At 56.5% G+C, this 18,733-nt stretch carries 15 protein-coding genes; 8 read left to right on the forward strand and 7 right to left on the reverse strand.

The features are described 5' to 3' along the window. Positions 1 to 27: 27 nt before the first annotated feature. The 6 genes from ACGHP1_RS12785 to ACGHP1_RS12810 form a co-directional block, all read right to left on the reverse strand. On the reverse strand, positions 28 to 1,218 hold the full coding sequence (locus ACGHP1_RS12785; protein WP_390509574.1) for a glycosidase: 1,191 nt from the start codon (positions 1,216 to 1,218) through the stop codon (positions 28 to 30). Then, a complete protein-coding gene (locus ACGHP1_RS12790; RefSeq protein ID WP_390509575.1) occupies positions 1,205 to 2,386 on the reverse strand; it encodes an AGE family epimerase/isomerase in 1,182 nt (393 codons plus the stop codon). The genes ACGHP1_RS12785 and ACGHP1_RS12790 overlap by 14 nt, the downstream gene beginning before the upstream one ends. A 140-nt stretch (positions 2,387 to 2,526) precedes the next feature. Further along, positions 2,527 to 3,546 (reverse strand): glycosylase, encoded by a 1,020-nt coding sequence (locus tag ACGHP1_RS12795; RefSeq protein WP_390509577.1) that lies wholly within the window; start codon positions 3,544 to 3,546, stop codon positions 2,527 to 2,529. Between the two features lie 115 nt (positions 3,547 to 3,661). Next, positions 3,662 to 4,516: a carbohydrate ABC transporter permease gene (locus ACGHP1_RS12800; RefSeq protein ID WP_390509579.1), complete on the reverse strand. Its 855-nt coding sequence runs from the start codon at positions 4,514 to 4,516 to the stop codon at positions 3,662 to 3,664. A gap of 16 nt (positions 4,517 to 4,532) precedes the next feature. Continuing rightward, positions 4,533 to 5,480, reverse strand: coding sequence for a carbohydrate ABC transporter permease (locus tag ACGHP1_RS12805; protein WP_390509581.1), 948 nt, complete (start codon positions 5,478 to 5,480; stop codon positions 4,533 to 4,535). Positions 5,481 to 5,551: 71 nt separating this feature from the next. Next, a complete protein-coding gene (locus ACGHP1_RS12810) occupies positions 5,552 to 6,961 on the reverse strand; it encodes an ABC transporter substrate-binding protein (RefSeq protein ID WP_390509583.1) in 1,410 nt (469 codons plus the stop codon). Between the two features lie 409 nt (positions 6,962 to 7,370). Between ACGHP1_RS12810 and ACGHP1_RS12815 the strand changes: the two genes are divergently transcribed. Then, positions 7,371 to 8,357 (forward strand): LacI family DNA-binding transcriptional regulator, encoded by a 987-nt coding sequence (locus tag ACGHP1_RS12815; protein WP_097777015.1) that lies wholly within the window; start codon positions 7,371 to 7,373, stop codon positions 8,355 to 8,357. A 132-nt stretch (positions 8,358 to 8,489) separates the two neighbouring features. Further along, positions 8,490 to 9,344, forward strand: a complete 855-nt coding sequence (locus ACGHP1_RS12820; RefSeq protein WP_390509584.1) for a patatin family protein — start codon at positions 8,490 to 8,492, stop codon at positions 9,342 to 9,344. A 77-nt stretch (positions 9,345 to 9,421) separates the two neighbouring features. Here the strand turns inward: ACGHP1_RS12820 and ACGHP1_RS12825 are convergent, their stop codons facing one another. After that, entirely contained in the window at positions 9,422 to 10,534 is a 1,113-nt protein-coding gene (locus tag ACGHP1_RS12825) for a GDSL family lipase (RefSeq protein WP_390509585.1), read from the reverse strand. 272 nt (positions 10,535 to 10,806) lie between these two features. Here ACGHP1_RS12825 and ACGHP1_RS12830 point away from each other — a divergent pair, with 272 nt between their 5' ends. From ACGHP1_RS12830 to speB, 6 genes are all read left to right on the forward strand, one after another. After that, entirely contained in the window at positions 10,807 to 11,736 is a 930-nt protein-coding gene (locus ACGHP1_RS12830; RefSeq protein WP_390509587.1) for a glycoside hydrolase family 113, read from the forward strand. Next, positions 11,733 to 12,812 (forward strand): SGNH/GDSL hydrolase family protein, encoded by a 1,080-nt coding sequence (locus ACGHP1_RS12835; RefSeq protein ID WP_390509588.1) that lies wholly within the window; start codon positions 11,733 to 11,735, stop codon positions 12,810 to 12,812. The genes ACGHP1_RS12830 and ACGHP1_RS12835 overlap by 4 nt, the downstream gene beginning before the upstream one ends. 193 nt (positions 12,813 to 13,005) lie before the next feature. Next, complete coding sequence (locus ACGHP1_RS12840; RefSeq protein ID WP_390509590.1) at positions 13,006 to 14,502, forward strand: recombinase family protein; 1,497 nt, start codon at positions 13,006 to 13,008, stop codon at positions 14,500 to 14,502. A gap of 1,004 nt (positions 14,503 to 15,506) precedes the next feature. After that, complete coding sequence (locus tag ACGHP1_RS12845) at positions 15,507 to 16,973, forward strand: aminotransferase class I/II-fold pyridoxal phosphate-dependent enzyme (protein WP_097775018.1); 1,467 nt, start codon at positions 15,507 to 15,509, stop codon at positions 16,971 to 16,973. Positions 16,974 to 16,986: 13 nt separating this feature from the next. Next, entirely contained in the window at positions 16,987 to 17,844 is an 858-nt protein-coding gene (gene speE / locus ACGHP1_RS12850) for a polyamine aminopropyltransferase (RefSeq protein ID WP_044953854.1), read from the forward strand. Beyond that, a complete protein-coding gene (speB, locus tag ACGHP1_RS12855; protein ID WP_390509591.1) occupies positions 17,844 to 18,719 on the forward strand; it encodes an agmatinase in 876 nt (291 codons plus the stop codon). The genes speE and speB overlap by 1 nt, the downstream gene beginning before the upstream one ends. The last annotated feature ends 14 nt before the right edge of the window (positions 18,720 to 18,733 follow it).

An 18,733-nucleotide genomic window follows, 5' to 3' on the forward strand; every position in this document is an offset into this window, starting at 1 on the left:
GTTTCCTTTCGGGGAGCCGGGGAAGGCTTACTCCCCGATGCTCTTGAGATATTCCAGATTTTTGTCGATGAGGTCGCACCGCTGCTTTACACAGTCCACACTGCGCAGCGGGTCGGCGGGGGTGTTGAAGGCGAAGTCCAGCAGCTTGTCGATGGTGGTGGAAGCCACATGCAGGCGGGTGTCGCTGGCTGCATAATAAATATACACGCTGCCGTCCTCGTCTGCAATCGCACCGTTGGTGAACACCACATTGGAGACGTCGCCCACACGCTCCCAGTCCCGGGGAGCGATGAGGAAGCCGGACGGCTCTGCGATCACCTTGCTGGGGTCATCCAGTGCGGTAACGAACACATAGATAACATATCGCAGCCCGGCAGCGGTGTTCCGCACGCCGTGGGCGATGTGCAGCCAACCCTTTTCCGTCTTGATGGGCGTTGCGCCCTCGCCGTTCTTTGCCTCGGTGATGGTGTGGTAGCGGCGGGGGCTGGTGATGATCTCCTCGTCGATAACGGCATGGGTGATGTCCTCGCACAGACCAAAGCCCACACCGCCGCCGGAACCGGTGTCGATGAAGTCATCCATGGGGCGGGTATAGAAAGCGTACTTGCCGTTCACGAACTCCGGCAGCAGGTCCACGTTGCGCTGCTGGGGGCTGCGCTTGGTTACAAGGTTCGGCAGACGCTCCCAAGTCTTGAGGTCCTTGGTGCGGACGATGCCGACGGCAGCCACGGCGGCGGACAGGTCGTTCACGGTCTTGTCCTTGCTCTCGGAGCAGAACACACCGTAGATCCAGCCGTCCTCATGCTGGGTCAGGCGCATATCGTAGACATTGGTCTCTTCCGGGCAGGTATCCGGCAGGAGGATGGGCTTTTTCCAGAAGTGGAAGCCCTCCACCGGGCTGTCGCTCTCTGCCACACCGAAGAAACTCTTGCGGTCGTTGCCCTCGATGCGTGCCACCAGATAATACTTGCCGTTCAGCTTGATGGCACCAGAGTTGAACACGGCGTTCACACCCAGACGCTCCATAAAGTGGGGGTTCGTCTCCGGGTTCAGATCGAACCGCCAGCTCAGCGGGATGGATTCCCGGGTGAGCACCGGGTTTTCCCAGCGGTCGTAGATGCCGTTATAGAAATCGCTTTTTTTATTTTTGCGGGCAATGTATGCGTCTTGCAAAGCCTTCTGGCGCAGATATTCGGGATGCAGTTTAGACTGTGACATTGGGATTCCTCCTCATCAGTTCCATACACATTCTGCCGTTGTGGTAGGGGCATTTCCACGGCTCAAGGATGGGTTTGCGGCTGGACGGTTTTCCGTCTGCGTCCACCTCCCAGAACCATTCACTGCCGGGGCGTTTGTCCACCATCACGTTGCAGATGTAGTGGTAAATATCGGCGGCGGCATCGCGGTATTTTGCATCGCCGCTCTTGTTGTATTCGTTCACGAAGCCCAGCACGCTTTCGGCCTGCACCCACCACACACGGGTGGTGTTCACCTTGCCGCGGTCGCACTCGTTGACCACCGAGTGGCCGGTGTAGGCTTCCTTGTAGATATGCGCCGCAAGGTCGGAGTTGATGGCGTGGATGCGCTTGGAAAGCGCTGCATCTCCCAGTAAATCGCAGCCCCAGTCGATGAGCCAGCTGGACTCGATATCGTGGCCGTAGCTGTACAAATCGATGATGGAGTTGTAGTGCTGGTCAAAGAACACCAGCTGCCGGTGCAGCTCCGGACTGTAAATCTTGTGCTCGTAGATATCAAGGATGCGGCACAGGGCTTTTTCCACCTCCGGGTCACGGCTTGCCTGATAAAGCCCGGCGTAACCCTCGAACACATGGAGCAGGGTGTTCATGGTCTTTGCCGCCATGACCCCATTCTCGGAGAGCTTCTCGTTGCTTTCCGGCTTCCAGTCAATGGTAAAGGCCTCCAGATAGCCCTCGCTGTCAGTGCAGTGCTGCTCGATGAGATGAAAGATCTTTTTTGCGTAGGTCAGCGCAACGGGGTCTTTGGTCAGCCGGTAGTAAGCGGAAAGGGCATAGATGGCAAAGCCCTGATTGTAGGTGTGCTTGGTGGTGTCCTGCGGCTTGCCGGTGTAATCGCAACTCCAGTACACACCGCCGTTTGCCTCGTCGTAGCAGTTTTTCAGGAAGAACTGGTAGGCGTGGCGGGCATCCTCGGCAAGGTCTGCCCGGCCGGTGAGCATGGCAGCCTCGGAGAAGAACCACAGAATGCGGCTGTTCAGGATGCAGCCCTTTTCGGCCTGTTTGTCCAGCTTCAGGTCAAAATCCATGTAGCCGTAAAAGCCGCCGTTTTCCTCGTCCCGCAGCCCTTTCCAGAAGGGAATGATGGTTTGCAGCAGCATTTCTTCTGCTGCCTGTTTGATGGAAGACATAATACAGAACTTCCTTTCTGTACAAAGTAAAACCCTCTCGGTCACGGCTTGCGCCGTGCCAGCGCCCGGTAGGGGACGTAAAATCTCTTTTTGCAGAGATGGCGATGCGAAGCATTGACAGAGAGGGTTGCGCTTGACGCTTAGCGGATGCCCACCTCGTGATCGGTGGGGCCTGCGTTATCGTGGGTCTTGATGTAATCCACCACTTCGTCTACGGTGGTGAAGGCCAGACCGACATAGCTGTCGGCGCAGCCATAGTACAGAGCGATGCGGCCGGTGTCGGCATCCTGCAGGGTGGCGCAGGGGAAGCAGACGTTGGGCACGAAGCCGCGCTCCTCATACCACTTTTCCGGGGTCAGCAGGAAGTTGCCGCAGCGGTACAGTACCTTGCTGGGCTCGTCCTTATCCAGAATGGCACCGCCGATGGAGTAGACGAAGCCATTGCAGGTGCCGGTAACGCCGTGGTAGAACAGCAGCCAGCCCTCGCTGGTCTCAATGGGGGCAGCACCGCCGCCGATCTTCACGCTCTCCCACCAGTTGGAGCCCTTGCTCATCACATGGCGGTGACGGCCCCAGAACTCCATATCCGGGCTCTGGCTCAGGAAGATGTCACCAAAGGGTGTGTGGCCGCTGTCAGACGGGCGGCTCAGCAGGGTGTACATGCCGTTGATCTTGCGGGGAAACAGCACGGCGTTGCGGTTGAAGGGGATAAAGGGGTTCTCGATGCGGACAAAGGTCTTGAAGTTGGTGGTCTTGGCGATGCCGATGGACGCACCGTAGAAGTCCTGACACCAGATGATGTAGTAGGTATCCTCCACCTTCACAAGACGGGGATCGTAGGCGTACACCGGCATAAACGGCTCGCCCTTTTCGTTGACGAAGGGGATCTTGTCCTTGTCAAAGTTCCAGTGGATGCCGTCCTCGCTGCGTCCCAGATAGATGTAGGGGATGCCATCGACCTGCTCGCCACGGAACACGCCGATGAACTTGCCCTCGTAGGGCACCACGGCACTGTTGAAGATGCGTGCCACCCCTTCCACAGGGTTGCGGTCGATGATGGGATTCTCGTTGTACCGCCACACAGGGGCGGTAACATCGGCAGGCTTTTCCTGCCAGGGGATGTTGGGCAGTGCATCGCAGAACATTTTTACGTTGCTCATAATATAAACTCCTTTTAACAGAAGGTTGTTGCTCTTTTCTGCCACACTCTCCCGGCTCCTGCACGAGAGCCGGGAGAAGCAGCAGATGATGAAGGAGAAAAAGTGGATCGCAATTTTAGCCTTTCACCGCACCGGCTGCCATGCCGCTGTAGATCTGATCCTGACAGAGCAGAAAGACGATCAGAGCCGGGATGATGGTGATGATGACACCGGCGCAGATGTAGTTGTACTGGTTGCCCATGGGGCCGGAGAACACATACAGCGAGGTGGCGACCACCTGATATTTGGTCTTATCCTGCAAATACAGGTTGGCCATATAGTATTCGTTGTAGGTGGACACGCCCTTCAGGATGGCGCTGGTGACGATGGCAGGTTTGAGCAGGGGAAGCAGGATCTTGAAGAACACACCAAAGTAGGTGCAGCCATCCAGAATGGCGCTTTCGTCCAGCGTGGGGGAAAGGTTCTCGAAGAACTGTAAGAAGATATAGATGGTAATGACATCGGTGCCCATCATCAGGATGATGTAGCCGGGCATGGAGTTGACCAGATGCAGGCTGGTCATGATCTGATACACCGTGACCTGCGAAGCAATGCCGGGAATCAGGGTGGCAATGGTGAACAGGTTGCGGATGAGGCTGTTGCCGGGGAACTTGAAGCGGTTCAGCACATAAGCCAGCATCGCGCTGATCATGATGCTGCCTGCAAGCACACAGATCAGGATGATGAAGCTGTTGAGGAAAGCCTTGCCCATGTTGGCTTTGTTCCATGCCGTGATGAAGTTATCAAAGTTGAGCCAGCTCTGGGGCAGGGTGATGACGTTGGTGTTGGCGTACTCCTCTTCCGTCTTGAAGGCGGTGAAGATGCAGGATACGATGGGCACCAGTGCCACAAAGGCCGAGAAGATCAGCAGCACATACTTACAGAGGTTGATCAGGAGCCGCTTGGTCTTGATCGCAGTGGTTTCGTTCATAGGTTCTGCCTCACTTTCACTGAGCCGAGCCGCCGCTGCGGTTCTCCAGATATTTTTCCACGGCCTTCTGGGCGTAGGTAACGATCATGATGAGCAGCAGCAGCACCACAGCCATAGCCGATGCCAGACCCACCTTCTGGTCAGTATGGGCGATCTTGTCCATGACGACGAAGTAGGTGGAGGTGTTGAAACCGCCGCCGGTGACGACGTAAGGCATCTCGAAGGCGGACAGTGCGCCGGAAACCGAGATGATGAGGTTCAGCACCACGATGGTGCTGATGGACGGCAGGATGATATCCTTGAAGCGGTGCCATGCGTTGGCACCATCGATCTCGGCGGCCTCGTACAGAACGGGATCCACAGAGGCGATAGCACCGATGAACATGACGATGTTCTGGCCGATGTATTTCCAGATGGAACAGGCCACCAGCACGATATTGTTGATGGATTCGTCACGCAGCCAGAACGGGAGGGTATCCACATTGAATCCCACCCAGCTCAGCAGGGTATCCAGCACAAAGCCATGGGTGAAGAAGAACTTGAAGATGAAGCCCACCGAGATGCCGCAGATGAGGCACGGGAAGTACAGCGCACCCCGGAAGAACTTGCTGCCCTTGCACTTGAAGCTCAGGATGGTGGCAAAGAGCAGGGCCAGTGCCATCTGTACCACCGAGCCTGCCATATAGTAAAGGCTCAGGCTCAGTGCATGGAAGCAGTCTTTGCGAGTAAAGACCGAGATGTAGTTCTGGAAGCCCACAAAGGTGCGCCTGCCGATGTACTTCATTTTGAAGAAGCTGAACTCCACCATTTTAAAGAAGGGCAGATAGGTGAACATGAACAGCAGCACCAGCGGAACGAATAGGAACACCAGCGTAACGATGAGCTGCTGCCCGCGCATACTGTGAAAGTATTCGCTGAAGCTCTTGCGCTTTTTAGGCGCGGATACGGTTGCGGAAGATGCCATGTAAAAGACCTCCTTTCACCAAAAGCAGGGCGGACACGGGCCCACCCTGCTTATTTCTTACGATAGAGCGCTTACTGCGGTGCACAAGCATCCACAGCTGCGTCCCATGCGGCGTTCCAGTCGGCCACGATGTCGTCCAGAGTCTCGTCGCCGTTGATGCCAGCCTCCACCACACGCATAACGTGGGTCTGGTCGGCGTTCAGCATCAGCTCAGCCTCCTGCTGCACCTCGGTGGCAAGGTCTGCCAGCTCTGCGGGGGCGGGGGTATCCTCGATCAGGTCGATGCCGTCGAATGCCTTCAGGGTATCGGGGTACTGCTGGCTCTTCAGCACAGGCACGCCGCCCTGATCAAAGGCGAAGTTGGAGCTTTCGGTCAGCCACTTGATGTAGAGCATGGCAGCCAGCTTTTTGTCATCGGTGGTGTTCTTGTTCACGCCGAAGCAGTAGTCAGCGCCTGCGCTGGCGTACTGGGTGCCCTTGACGGTGATGGGGAACGGCATATAGCCGATGTCATCCGCATGGTCGCCTGCGGCCTGCATCTGGACGATGGCCCAGCTGCCCAGCACCATGGCACCGATCTGGCCGTTGTTGATGCGGGGCTTGCAGCCCTCCCAGTCGGTGGTGGTGGGGTCAGCCTCGGTCAGGCCGCGCTTGACAGCCTCGTACAGGATGTAGTACACGGCGTAGGGACCCATATCGTCTGCACCCAGAATGCCCTTCTGGAACGGATCCTTGGTCTGGGGCATGGTAATGTTCATCCAGTCGGGGTCTGCGGTGGCACCGCCGCCGATGTAGGCATCCCATGCGCTCATGGTCCAGCCTGCGGCGTAGTTGGTGTACAGGGGATCGATGGAGGGGTCGTAGTCCTTGATCTTCTGCAGGGCATCCAGGAACTCATCCGGGGTCTTGGGCAAGCTGGTCACGCCGGCAGCCTCGAACACCTTTTTATTATAGACGATGCCCTGTGCATTGCCGGTGGAGGGGATGCCGTACACGGTGCCGTTGTAGGAGCGGTTGGAAGCGAAGTTGTACTCGTTCTCGATGTCGCTCAAAGCGCACAGCGGCTCAAAGTAATCGCCCAGCTCGGTCAGGGGGATGGTGGTGGGGATCATGCACAGATCACCCCAGTCGTTGGAAGTCAGACGGGTGGTCATGTCGTTGGCATAGTCGGTGATGCCCTCGTACTTGATGGTGATGTTGGGATACAGCTTCTGGAATGCGGCAATGTAGCCATCAAAGGTGCCGTCGTCGATCAGGTCGGTACGGTGGCTGATGATCTTCAGATCAGCCTTCAGATCGGTGTTGTCGGTGCCCACGGTCAGCTCGTTATAAGCCTTTGCACCGGCATCAGCTGCGGAACCGGCTGCGCTGCCGGTGGAAGCAGCGGTGCTGGAGCCGGAACCGCCACAGGCGGCCAGAGCAGAAGCAGCTGCCAGAATACCGGAAGCCTTCAGGAAACTACGACGATTGATCTTACGCATAGGGATGTCCTCCTTCTTTTTGTGGAACCCTTTTCCGTTTCGCGAAAGCTAAATTTAGCTTTAATTAGCTAACCGTTATCCTTCGCTTTCTGTGGTTTAAGTATATTCCTTTTGAGATTCACTGTCAATATTACCAAAAAGATTCGGTGTTTTGGTGGCAATTCGGCAATTTTCTTGTGAAAACTGACCCGTAAATCCGGGATACATCACGGATTTTGAACTTAAATAATAATTTAATTAACTTTTTCAAATAAAATTAACTTAAAAATCGCTTAGTCTAAGGCTGATTTTGCACTTTTTAACTGGCTTTTCATTGACGAAACGACTAAAAACTGCTATGCTAACCATAAAGTTAACCGGAACGTTATTTACCTCATTCTAAAATGAAAGAAGAAAGCTGGTCAGGAACATGGCAAAAGCAGTACGCATGGCCGATATCGCGCAGCGGCTGGGCATCAGCACCGTGTCCGTCTCCAAGGGTCTGGCAGGCAAAGAAGGCGTCAGCGCCGAGATGCGGGCAAAGATCCTTGCCGTTGCCGAGGAGATGGGCTATCAGCCCCCTGCCCGGGCGCATACACAGCCCGGCGGCGAGAGCATCGGTATTCTGGTGGCAGATCGTTTTTTCAACGAGAACGCCTTTTATTCCAATCTGTACCGGGCGGTGCTTAAATGCGCCGCCGAGCAGGACATCTCGGTGCTGATGGAGATCGTTCTGCCGCAGGCAGAAAAAAGCTGCAATATGCCCTCCTTCCTTGTAAACCGCAAGGTGGACGGCCTCATCTTTATGGGCGAGATCAGCCGCCGCTACCTTGCCACAGCGGTGCAGACGGGCGTGCCCTTTATGCTGCTGGATTTTTACGATGATGCCATTGCCGCCGACTGCGTGCTCAGCGATAACACCAGCGGCAGCTATATGATGACCGAGCATCTCATCTCCACCGGGCGGCGGAACATCGGTTTTGTGGGCAGTGTGCTGTCCACCAGCTCCATCATGGACCGCTATCTGGGTTATGTCAAAGCCCTGCTCCGCGCCGGGCTGCCCATCCGGGACGACTGGCGGCTGGAGGATCGGGACGACCGAGGGCTCTTTATTCCGTTCACCCTGCCTCACGAGATGCCGGAAGCCTTTGTCTGCAACTGCGACGAGGTGGCGTACAATCTGGTGGAGACCCTCAAGCGCAACGGCTACCGGGTGCCGCAGGATGTGGCAGTGACCGGCTACGATGACTACCGATATTCCACCATCTGCAGCCCCCAGCTGACCAGCTATCGGGTGGACTTGGATGGCATGGCAAAAACGGTGGTGGCGCAGCTGCGCCGCAAAATGGCCCATAAGCCTGCCGTTGCCCCCACGGTCATCGTGCCCGGCGGGTTCGTGCGGAGAGAATCGACCTGAACGACCCCCGATGCCTGCATCAGCCGCGCGGGTCTGCTGTTCTTTTGAGCAAATGCAGCAAGCTGTCTAGTGTGCTTTTCCCAAAAACGTTTTATACTGAGACGAAAAAAGGAAAGCTGGAGGGCAGATCCGATGAAATTTGGCATCATTGACGTGGGCGGCGGCCTGCGGGGCATTTACGGAGCCGGTGTGCTGGACCGCTGCATGGAAGAGGGCGTGCAGTTCGACTGCTGCATCGGCGTGTCGGCCGGAAGCGCCAACATGAGTTCCTATGTGGCAGGGCAGCACGGCCGGAACAAACCGTTCTATCTGGACTACTCCTTCCGCAGGGAGTACATGAGCGTGGGTAATCTGGTGCATAAGCACTCCTATCTGGATCTGGAATATGTCTACGGGGCCCTGAGCAATGCCGACGGTGAAAACCCGCTGGACTACCCCGCCGTGACGGCCAGCCCGGCCGAACTGGTGATCGTGGCCGCCGATGCCTGCACCGGAAAGCCGGTTTACTTCACCAAAGAGGATGTCCACCAGAACGATTACCGCACCCTGATGGCGTCCTGTTGCATCCCGGTGATTGACCGGCCCTACTATATCGACGGTGTTCCCTATTATGACGGCGGACTGGCCGACCCGGTGCCGCTGGAAAAGGCGCTGGCCATGGGCTGCGACCATGTGGCGGTGATCCTCACCAAGCCCATTGCGCCGGAGCAGACCGGCAGCCGGGACAAGAAGCTGGCCCGCCTGCTGCGGCACCGGTACCCGGCGGCCGCGCGGGGGCTGGCCCTGCGGGCCGAGCGCTACAACAAAGCAGTGCGCCGGGCCCTGAAGCTGGAGCAGGCAGGCACCGCCTGCGTCATTGCGCCCGACAGCACCGAGGGTATGGCGACCCTGACCAAGGACAAACAGAGTCTGGATGCCATGTATCACAAGGGCCTGCAGGACGCCGAAAAGCTGGTGCAGTGGTACCGCGCCGCCCGGGCGGAATAACCCCAATCACAGATAAACAAACAAAAACGAGACAGACGTTTTCCCACGCGGGAGCGTCTGTCTCGTTTTTTCGCTTTTTACAGGATCTTTTTCAGGAATCCGGTCAGGACGGCAGCCGCCTGCCGGTGATTTTCTACGCCCGGGTGCTGGCGCGCACCGACTGTCTCCGGGGTCGTTTCGGGCAGTTCCAGCAGATAGGCTCGGCTGTCTCCGGTCGCGGCCTTGTACTGCTCCACGCCCTGTTTTAGCAGCGGCAGGATGCGGCCGCCCAGCATCCCGATGCACCAGACCATCACCGCCTGCGGGTTCTTCTCCCGCACAACCGTCAGGAAGCTTTGCACCCCGTCTGTGACCTTCTGTGCGTCCTCCGGGTGAAAATCACCGTTGGAAAGCAAGCGCAGCTTGTACTCTTTTCCGGTGTCCGGGTCTTTCCATGGGGGGTTATTGAAAGCACTGTCGTCATTTGTGCCGATATTAAAAATCACGGCGTCCGGCTTCCAAGCATCAAAATCATTGGGCTGCTGTGCACCAAGGGCGGCGTTCCGCTCTCCCTGCGCTACGCCGCACACCTGCGTGTAATAGGGCGGCAGCACATGGCGGATATCGTTGTCCCAGCTGGACACGATGCCCCAGCCGCTCTGGGAGATGCAGCGGTATTCTGCGCCCAATGCGTCTGCCGTCATCCGGCCGTAATGATTTTCCGCCGAGAAGAACGCACTTACCCAGTCCTCTTCCTGTACAGCGCCAATCGCGCCCTCACCGCTGGTGATGCTGTTGCCCACAAATTCCAGCCGATATTTCGGCTCCGGCAGGGGCAGAAAATCGCCGCCCGCATATTCCAGCCCGGTGATCTGCAGCAGATGCGCCGGGTCATCGTGCATTGCCTGCACATCCTTCAAAAGACGGATATGCTTTGCCTTACCCGGGGTCATCCCCCGGAACAAACAGACCTTGCTCTGCCCCGGGTTCACCGCAAAGCGTGCGATCCATGCGCCATTCAGCTCTACACTGACCCAAGGCTCCATGACCTCATAATCCGCAAAAAAGTTCACCCACAGTTCGCTGCCGGTAAAGTCCAGCTCAATACCGCTGGCAGTCCAGAACAATGTCAAGGGATCACGGCGCGTATGCCGCCCCAATGCGCGTACCTGCGGCAGTTCTGCCAGAGATTTTTTCTGCAACGCTTCCATATCTGCTTCCTCCTGCGTTTGTTTTGCCCGATAATAACAGATTTTCGCAGAAAGCTCAAGCTAAAATTTTAGGCTAACAAAAGACTAATTTTTACTTTAGGTTTTGATTGAGCTTGTTTTGCCCGGATTTTTCGGTCAGGTTGACCAGCACTTGAAATGCCCGCTTGTACCATCCGCCGAAAATCGCAGGGCATATTGACGGGAACAACAAAAAATCGTTATACTGATTGTGCAATCTGACGCTTGATTTTACGATACAGCGAGGTCTGTCTATGAACTGGAATGAAAAATTTTACGGTGTCAATTTTGCGCCCTTTCCCCACCGGGGAATGCTTGCAGGGGATGCTGCCCGCCGCAGTATGGCGGATATGGCAGAAGCCACCGGAGCGAATTGGGTCATCCTGTCGCCCAGCGGGGTGCAGGCCACGCCTTACAGCGAGGAAATCGACTGGCGAACCGATGCCACCCCAACAGACGAGGAGCTTTGCAATGCCATCCGGTTTGCAAAGCAGCTGGGCTTGCAGGTGGCACTGAAACCTACCGTCAACTGTGCCAATGGGGTCTGGCGGGCACGCATCAGCTTTTTTGACCACGATGTGCCCTGTGAAACGAAATGGAGCGAGTGGTTTGCCAGCTACACGGCATTCCAGACCCACTACGCTGCACTGGCGCAGGCCGAGGGCTGCGGGCTGTTCCTGACCGGCTGTGAAATGACTATGACCGAGCATCGGGAAGCCGAATGGCGTACCCTCATCGCGGCGGTGCGCCAGCAGTATCACGGCCCGGTGAGCTACAACTGCGATAAATACGGCGAGGATCATGTGGCATGGTGGGATGCCGTGGACTGCATCGCATCCAGCGGCTATTATCCGTTGAATGACTGGGAAAATCAGCTGGACCGCATCGAGGCCGTCAGCCAGAAATTCGGAAAGCCTGTCCTTTTCAGTGAGGCCGGCTGCATGAATGTCACCGGCTCCTCTGCGGTGCCCAATAACTGGGAGCTGAAAGGCTCCCGGAACGATCTGGAGCAGGCGGACTGGTACGAAGCCATGTTCCACGCCTGTGCCAAACGTCCGTGGGTGCTGGGTTTTGGCGTTTGGGATTGGCCCGCCGACCCCGGAAAGCCCAGCGCCTATGCCGTCTCCGGGCGTCCTGCCGCAAAAGTCATTCAGAATGCATATCAGGGAGGTATCTTAGAATGAGAGCTGCAAATTATTCACGTCTGAAAAAATTGCTTCGCCGTGCCGCGCAGGGTGAAGAATTGACCATCGGATTTCTGGGTGGCTCCATCACGCAGGGAAGTCTTTCTTCCACACCGGAAACCTGCTACGCCTACCGGGTGTACCAGTGGTTCGTCCGCACCTTCCCGCAGGCAACATTCCACTATGTCAACGGCGGCATCGGCGGCACGGATTCCTTTTATGGTGTTTCCCGTGCTGTCACCGATGTACTGATGTATCAGCCTGATTTTGTTGTGGTGGATTTCAGCGTCAACGATACAAAACGTGCTTTCCGACAGGAAACTTATGAAGGTGTAGTGCGTAAGCTGCTGGGCTGGCCGTCTCGCCCGGCGGTGGTACTGCTGAACAACATTTACTATGATACCGGTCTGACCGCCGAGGACGACCATGTAGCCATCGGTGACCATTACGGTGTGCCTCACGTCAGCATCCGGGACAGCATTTACCGGGAGCTGAAAGCCGGAACCTACACCCGCCCGCAGCTCTCGCCGGACGGCTTGCACCCCAATGATTTCGGGCATGGACTGGTGGCTGGGGAGATCATCAAGCTGCTGGAAAACGTCAATGCACACCGGGAGAAGCCGGAAGCAGAAGCCGTGTTTCCGTCTCCGCTGACCGCCAACGCCTATGAAAACGCCCGGCGGCTGACGATTCGGGAAATTTCGCCCAAGCTGGACGGTTTCCGTGCCGACACTGCCGAGAAAACCGGCCATCTCGACCACTGGAAAAACGGCTGGCTTGGACACAAGCCCGGTGATAAGCTCACCTTTACGGTGGATGCTTCCTGCATTGCGGTGCAGTATCGCAAGACCATTTGTCGCCCTGCGCTGCGGGCACAGCTGGTTCTGGACGGCGACGCCGCCCACCCTGTTCTGCTGGACGGTAACTTTGACGAGGACTGGGGCGACTGCCTGTATTTGCAGCCTATCCTGCACCACGGGGAACATAGAACACACACCGTGGAGTTGACGATTCTGCCGACCGACACGCCCGATGCGACTGAGTTTTATCTGATGGCACTGATCGTTGCGGGGTGATGGTGGTGGTTATCACCGTGATAACCACCACTATTCATATGTATCGACCTAAAAGCCTCTCTGGATATAGTGTCTCACTTTTTCATCTAAAATGTATTGCAAATTCTTATAGAATATGGTATATACATTATACGAAACAATGTTTTGAATGAACGCACTGCCGTTCTATGATGTGTAAAGTGAGGTGCCTGCCATGACTGCCGTGATCTACGCCCGCTATTCCAGTGACAATCAGCGAGAAGAATCCATCGAAGGGCAGATCCGGGAATGCACCGCCTATGCGGAGAAGAACGGTATCACGGTCATCAAGCACTATATTGACCGCGCCCTTTCCGCAAAAACCGATAACCGCCCGGACTTCCAGCAGATGATCAAGGACAGCGAGAAACGGTTGTTTGATATTGTGCTGGTCTGGAAGCTTGACCGTTTTGCCCGAAACCGCTATGATTCGGCCCACTATGAGTACCAGTTGGAACGAAATCATGTCAAGCTGGTATCTGCCACGGAGCCTATCTCTGATAGCCCTGCGGGTATCATGGTCAAGAGTATGCTCACCGGCATGGCTGAATACTACTCGGCAGAACTTTCTGAAAAAGTTGTGCGCGGCATGACTGAGAATGTTCTGAAGGGCAAGTATAACGGCGGCACCGTTCCCATCGGCTTCAAGGTGGATGAGGAGAAGTTCTTTCAAATCGACCCGCTGAAAGCCCCCTTTGTGGTCGAGGTGTTCCAGAAATACGACGATGGTGCGAGCATGAAGGAAATCATGAACTGGCTGAACGACAGCGGCGTGACCACCAATCGCAACCAGAAGTTCACCTACAATAGCGTCTGGAAGCTTCTGTCGAACCGTCGCTATATCGGTGAGAACCGCTTCAAAGACATTGTGATGCCGGACAGCATTCCCTCCATCATAGACAAGGAGCTGTTCGACCGAGTGCAGGCGAAAATCGAGAAGAACCGCCGCGCACCTGCTCACCACAAGGCTGAGGACGATTACCTTCTGACCACCAAGCTGTTCTGCGGAATGTGCGGAGCCATGATGTTCGGCGAGTGCGGTACGAGCCGGAACAAGACGGTGCACCATTATTATAAGTGTGCCAACGCCAAACGCACCAAGACCTGCAAGAAAAAGACCGTCCGCAAGGAGTGGCTGGAAGATCTGGTCGTGGCGGAAACCATGAAGCTGATTCAGGACGATGCCGTGATCGATGCCATCGTTGCCGAGGTGCTGGAACTGCAAGAACAGGAGAACACCACTCTGCCCCTGCTGGAAAAGCAGATGAAAGAAGTGGAGAACAGCATTGAGAATATGCTGAACGCCATCCAAGCGGGTGTGTTGACCAGTTCCACAAAGGCAAGATTGGAAAAGCTGGAAGAACAGCAGAAAGAACTGGAAGTCCGCATTGCCGAGGAGAAAATTGCAAAGCCCCGGCTGAGTGAGAATCAGATCCGTTTCTGGCTGACCCGGCTCCGCAAGCTCGAACCGAACGTGAAAAGCCACCGGGAAACGCTTATCAATACATTCGTGAACGCCGTTTATCTCTATGATGAAAAAGTTTTGATCACATTCAACTACAAAGACGGCACAAAAACCATCACTTTCGATGAAATCGCCGCCAAAGATGCCCCAGAGGGCAATGGTTCGGATTTGGGTTGCTTCGCTCCACCAAAAAACCTCAACGTATAAAAGTACGCTGAGGTTTTTGTATTACTGCAAAGCCAGACTCACTGGGCGGGTGGATTCGAACAGCATCGGCCCGCCGAATAGTCCGGCGGGCAAAAAAGCCCCTGCGGGGCTTTTTTAGATGCGCGGCTCGCGACATCCACCCGCGCCCACCAAAAAACCTCAACGTATGAAAGTACGCTGAGGTTTTTGTATTACTGCAAAGCCAGACTCACTGGGCGGGTGGGTTCAAACAGCATCGGCCCGCCGAATAGTCCGGCGGGCAAAAAAGCCCCTGTGGGGCTTTTTTAGATGCGCGGCTCGCGACATCCACCCGCGCCCACCAAAAAACCTCAACGTATGAAAGTACGCTGAGGTTTTTGTATTACTGCAAAGCCAGACTCACTGGGCGGGTGGATTCGAACAGCTGCGGCACCGTTCAGCGGGACGATCTCCAGCAGTGCAAGGATCAGCAGAACAATAAGAACCATAGTGTACCGTGCATCATAATATTTTGCAACAGTATTCAGGTTGGTACTCTGTGCATTGATTTTTTAAATTTTTCTTCAAAAAAATCATTGACAACGCTTTCTGTGCATGATAAAATCACATTTGATTTTGAGAGACAAAGCATGGCAGAGTCTTTTCAAAGCAATTTACCATGGACCGCCCAGCGGGGCTAAGGCCATACGGACAGCCGGGTCCACTGCCGACCGGCGGCACAGCCGCCATTATTGATTGAGTGTAGCAGCTCAAATTTTATAAGTTGGTTCCTTTACAACCATGAAATTGCGCAGTCAGTGTGCAGACTTGTGAAACGGTCAATAAAGAGCAGTAAAAGCAGAATTGCTATATAGACTCTCATAATCCCGTCTTTTTTGAATCATGCGAAGCGGCCTTTGTACTCTGGTGTTTCTTCCGGGGGTCTTTGGCAGCGCATTCAAATGCTTTTCAAAGCGCAAGTCTGCACTTTTTGTGCGGTACTTGCGCTTTTTTGTTTGCATCGGGATCAGGGACGGAGGAAAAACATGAGTGAGAACCGAACACGGTTCCGGCTGAACCAGAACCGTGCGCCCATCTATGAAGCGCTGGAACAGTTCCGCAAAATGCGGGTGGTGCCCTTTGATGTGCCCGGCCACAAGCGAGGCCGCGGCAACCCGGAGCTGACCGCCTTTCTGGGCCAGCAGTGCGTGGGCGTGGATGTGAATAGCATGAAGCCGCTGGATAATCTCTGCCACCCGGTATCGGTCATCCGGGAAGCAGAGGAGCTGGCCGCAGATGCCTTTGGCGCTGCCCACGCGTTCCTCATGGTGGGCGGCACCACCAGCAGTGTGCAGAGCATGGTGCTTACCGCCTGCAAGCGCGGCGATGAGATCATTCTGCCCCGCAATGTGCACCGCAGTGTGCTGAACGCACTGGTACTGTGCGGCGCAGTGCCGGTGTATGTGAACCCCGAGGTGGACAAGCGCCTTGGCATCTCGCTGGGCATGAAGCGGGAACAGGTGGAAAAGGCCATTAAAGAGCATCCGAATGCTGTGGCTGTGCTGGTGAATAACCCCACCTACTACGGCATCTGCTCTGACCTGCGCGCCATCGTAAAAATGGCCCACGATGCCGGGATGCTCTGCCTTGCAGACGAAGCCCACGGCACCCACTTCTACTTTGGCGGCGGCCTGCCGGTGTCTGCCATGGCGGCAGGGGCTGATATGGCATCCGTCTCCATGCACAAGAGCGGCGGCAGTTTAACGCAGTCCAGCCTGCTGCTCATCGGCCCCAATGTGCACCCGGGCTATGTGCGGCAGATCATCAACCTGACCCAGACCACCTCCGGCAGCTACCTGCTCATGTCCAGTCTGGATATCTCCCGCCGCAACCTTGCGCAGCGCGGGCGGCAGGTATTCCACCAAGTGGCCGACATGGCCGAGTATGCCCGAGAGGAGATCAACGCCGTGGGCGGCTACTACGCCTTTGGCAAGGAGCTGTGCAACGGCGACTCCGTTTTTGACTTTGATACCACCAAGCTCAGCGTCCACACGCTGGATATCGGCCTTGCAGGCATTGAGGTGTACGACATCCTGCGCGATGAGTACGACATCCAGATCGAGTTCGGCGACATTGGCAACATCCTTGCCTATCTTTCCATCGGCGACCGCCCGCAGGAGGTGGAGCGTCTGGTCAGCGCGCTGGCCGAGATCAAGCGCCGCTACCAGACCGACGGCTCCGGCCTGCTGAGCCAGGAATACATCGACCCTGTTGTGGCTGCCAGCCCGCAGGAAGCGTTCTATGCGCCCAAAAAGAGCCTGCCGCTCCGGGAGACCGAGGGCATGGTGTGCAGCGAGTTCGTCATGTGCTACCCGCCGGGCATTCCCATTCTGGCCCCGGGCGAGCGCATCACCAAGGAAATTTTGAACTACATCGAGTACGCCAAGGCCAAGGGCTGCAGCATGACCGGCCCCGAGGACCCGGACATCGAGCGGCTGAACGTTCTGGCATAAGGAGGGAATGCAGATGGAATTTTGGTTTTCTGAGTTTCACACCCCGGACGTGAAGCACAGCATCCGGGTGAACAAACAGCTCTACTCCAAGCAGAGCGATTACCAGCGCATCGATATTTTTGAAACGCCGGAGTTTGGCCGGGTGCTCACATTGGACGGCAATGTGATGCTGACAGAGCGCGACGAATTCATCTATGACGAGATGATCGTGCATGTGCCCATGGCGGTGCACAAGCAGGCAAAAGACATCCTTGTCATCGGTGCCGGTGACGGCGGCGTGGTGCGGGAGCTGACCCGCTACGACCGGGTGGAGCGCATCGACCTTGTGGAGATGGACCCGCAGGTGGTGGAAGCCTGCCGCGCCTTCCTGCCCAGCAACGCCTGCCGTATGGATGACCGCCGGGTGCACATCTATTTTGAGAACGCCCTCAAGTATATCCGCCGCTGCGAGGAGGAGTACGACCTCATCATCGTGGACTCCTCCGATCCCTTCGGCCCATCCGAGGGTCTGTTCACCCGCGAGTTCTACGGCAGCTGCTTCAATGCCCTGAAAGCGGACGGCATCATGGTGAACCAGCAGGGCAGCCCTTTCTATGCCGAGGATGCCAGCGCCATGCAGCGCAGCCACAAGCGCATTGCGTCCACCTTTCCCATCAGCCGAGTGTATCAGGCACACATTCCCACCTTTGCGGCCGGGTACTGGCTGTTCGGCTTTGCCAGCAAAAAGTATCATCCCATCGATGATCTGGATGCAGACGCATGGAAGGCGCTGAACATGCGCACCCGCTATTACACCGCCCGGCTGCATGTCGGCGCATTTTACCTGCCGGCATTCCTTGAGGAAATGCTGCGGGAAGTGGAGGAACACTGATGCAACCCAACATTGAAAACTTCATCGGCTGTGACAGCAGCTACCGCGCCGCCAGCATCGTGCTGTACGGTGCGCCCTACGATTCCACCACCAGCTACCGCCCGGGCGCACGGTTCGGCCCGGCGGCCATCCGACACGAAAGCTATGGTCTGGAGACCTACAGCCCCTACCAGAATGCCGACCTGACCGATTTTGACATCTTCGACAGCGGCGATCTGGAGCTGTGCTTCGGCTCCAGCGAGAGCGCCCTTGCGGACATCGAAGCCCGCGCAGAGGAGATCCTGCAGGACGGCAAGTTCCCGTTGCTGCTGGGCGGTGAACATCTGGTGACGCTGGGTGCCGTGCGGGCTGCTGTGAAGAAATATCCGGATCTGCACATCGTGCACTTTGATGCCCACGCCGACCTGCGGGACGACTACCTTGGTGCAAAGCTGAGCCACGCCTGCGTGCTGCGCCGCTGCCATGAGCTGGTGGGCGACGGCTGCATCCATCAGTTCTGCATCCGCAGCGGCGACCGCGCCGAGTTCGAGTTTGCAGCCCAGCACACCGAGATGCACAAATTCGATTTTACCGGCCTTGCCGAGCTGACGGAACAGCTGTGCGAGAGCAAGGTGCCCGTCTACCTGACCATCGACCTCGACTGTCTGGACCCCTCCTGCTTCCCCGGCACCGGCACGCCCGAAGCCGGCGGCGTGAGCTTTTTGCAGCTGCTGGATGCCATCCGCACCGTGACGAAAGCCAACATCGTAGCCGCAGACCTCAACGAGCTGGCTCCCACGCTGGATACCACCGGCGTTTCCACCGCCACCGCCTGCAAGGTGCTGCGCGAAACGCTGATCGCGCTGGACAAGGGCTGGCCCGGCTTTCAGGTCTGACCGAATTTGCACAC

It is taken from the genome of Faecalibacterium sp. i21-0019-B1, from assembly GCF_042852915.1.
Classification (GTDB): Bacteria; Bacillota; Clostridia; order Oscillospirales; family Ruminococcaceae; genus Faecalibacterium; species Faecalibacterium taiwanense.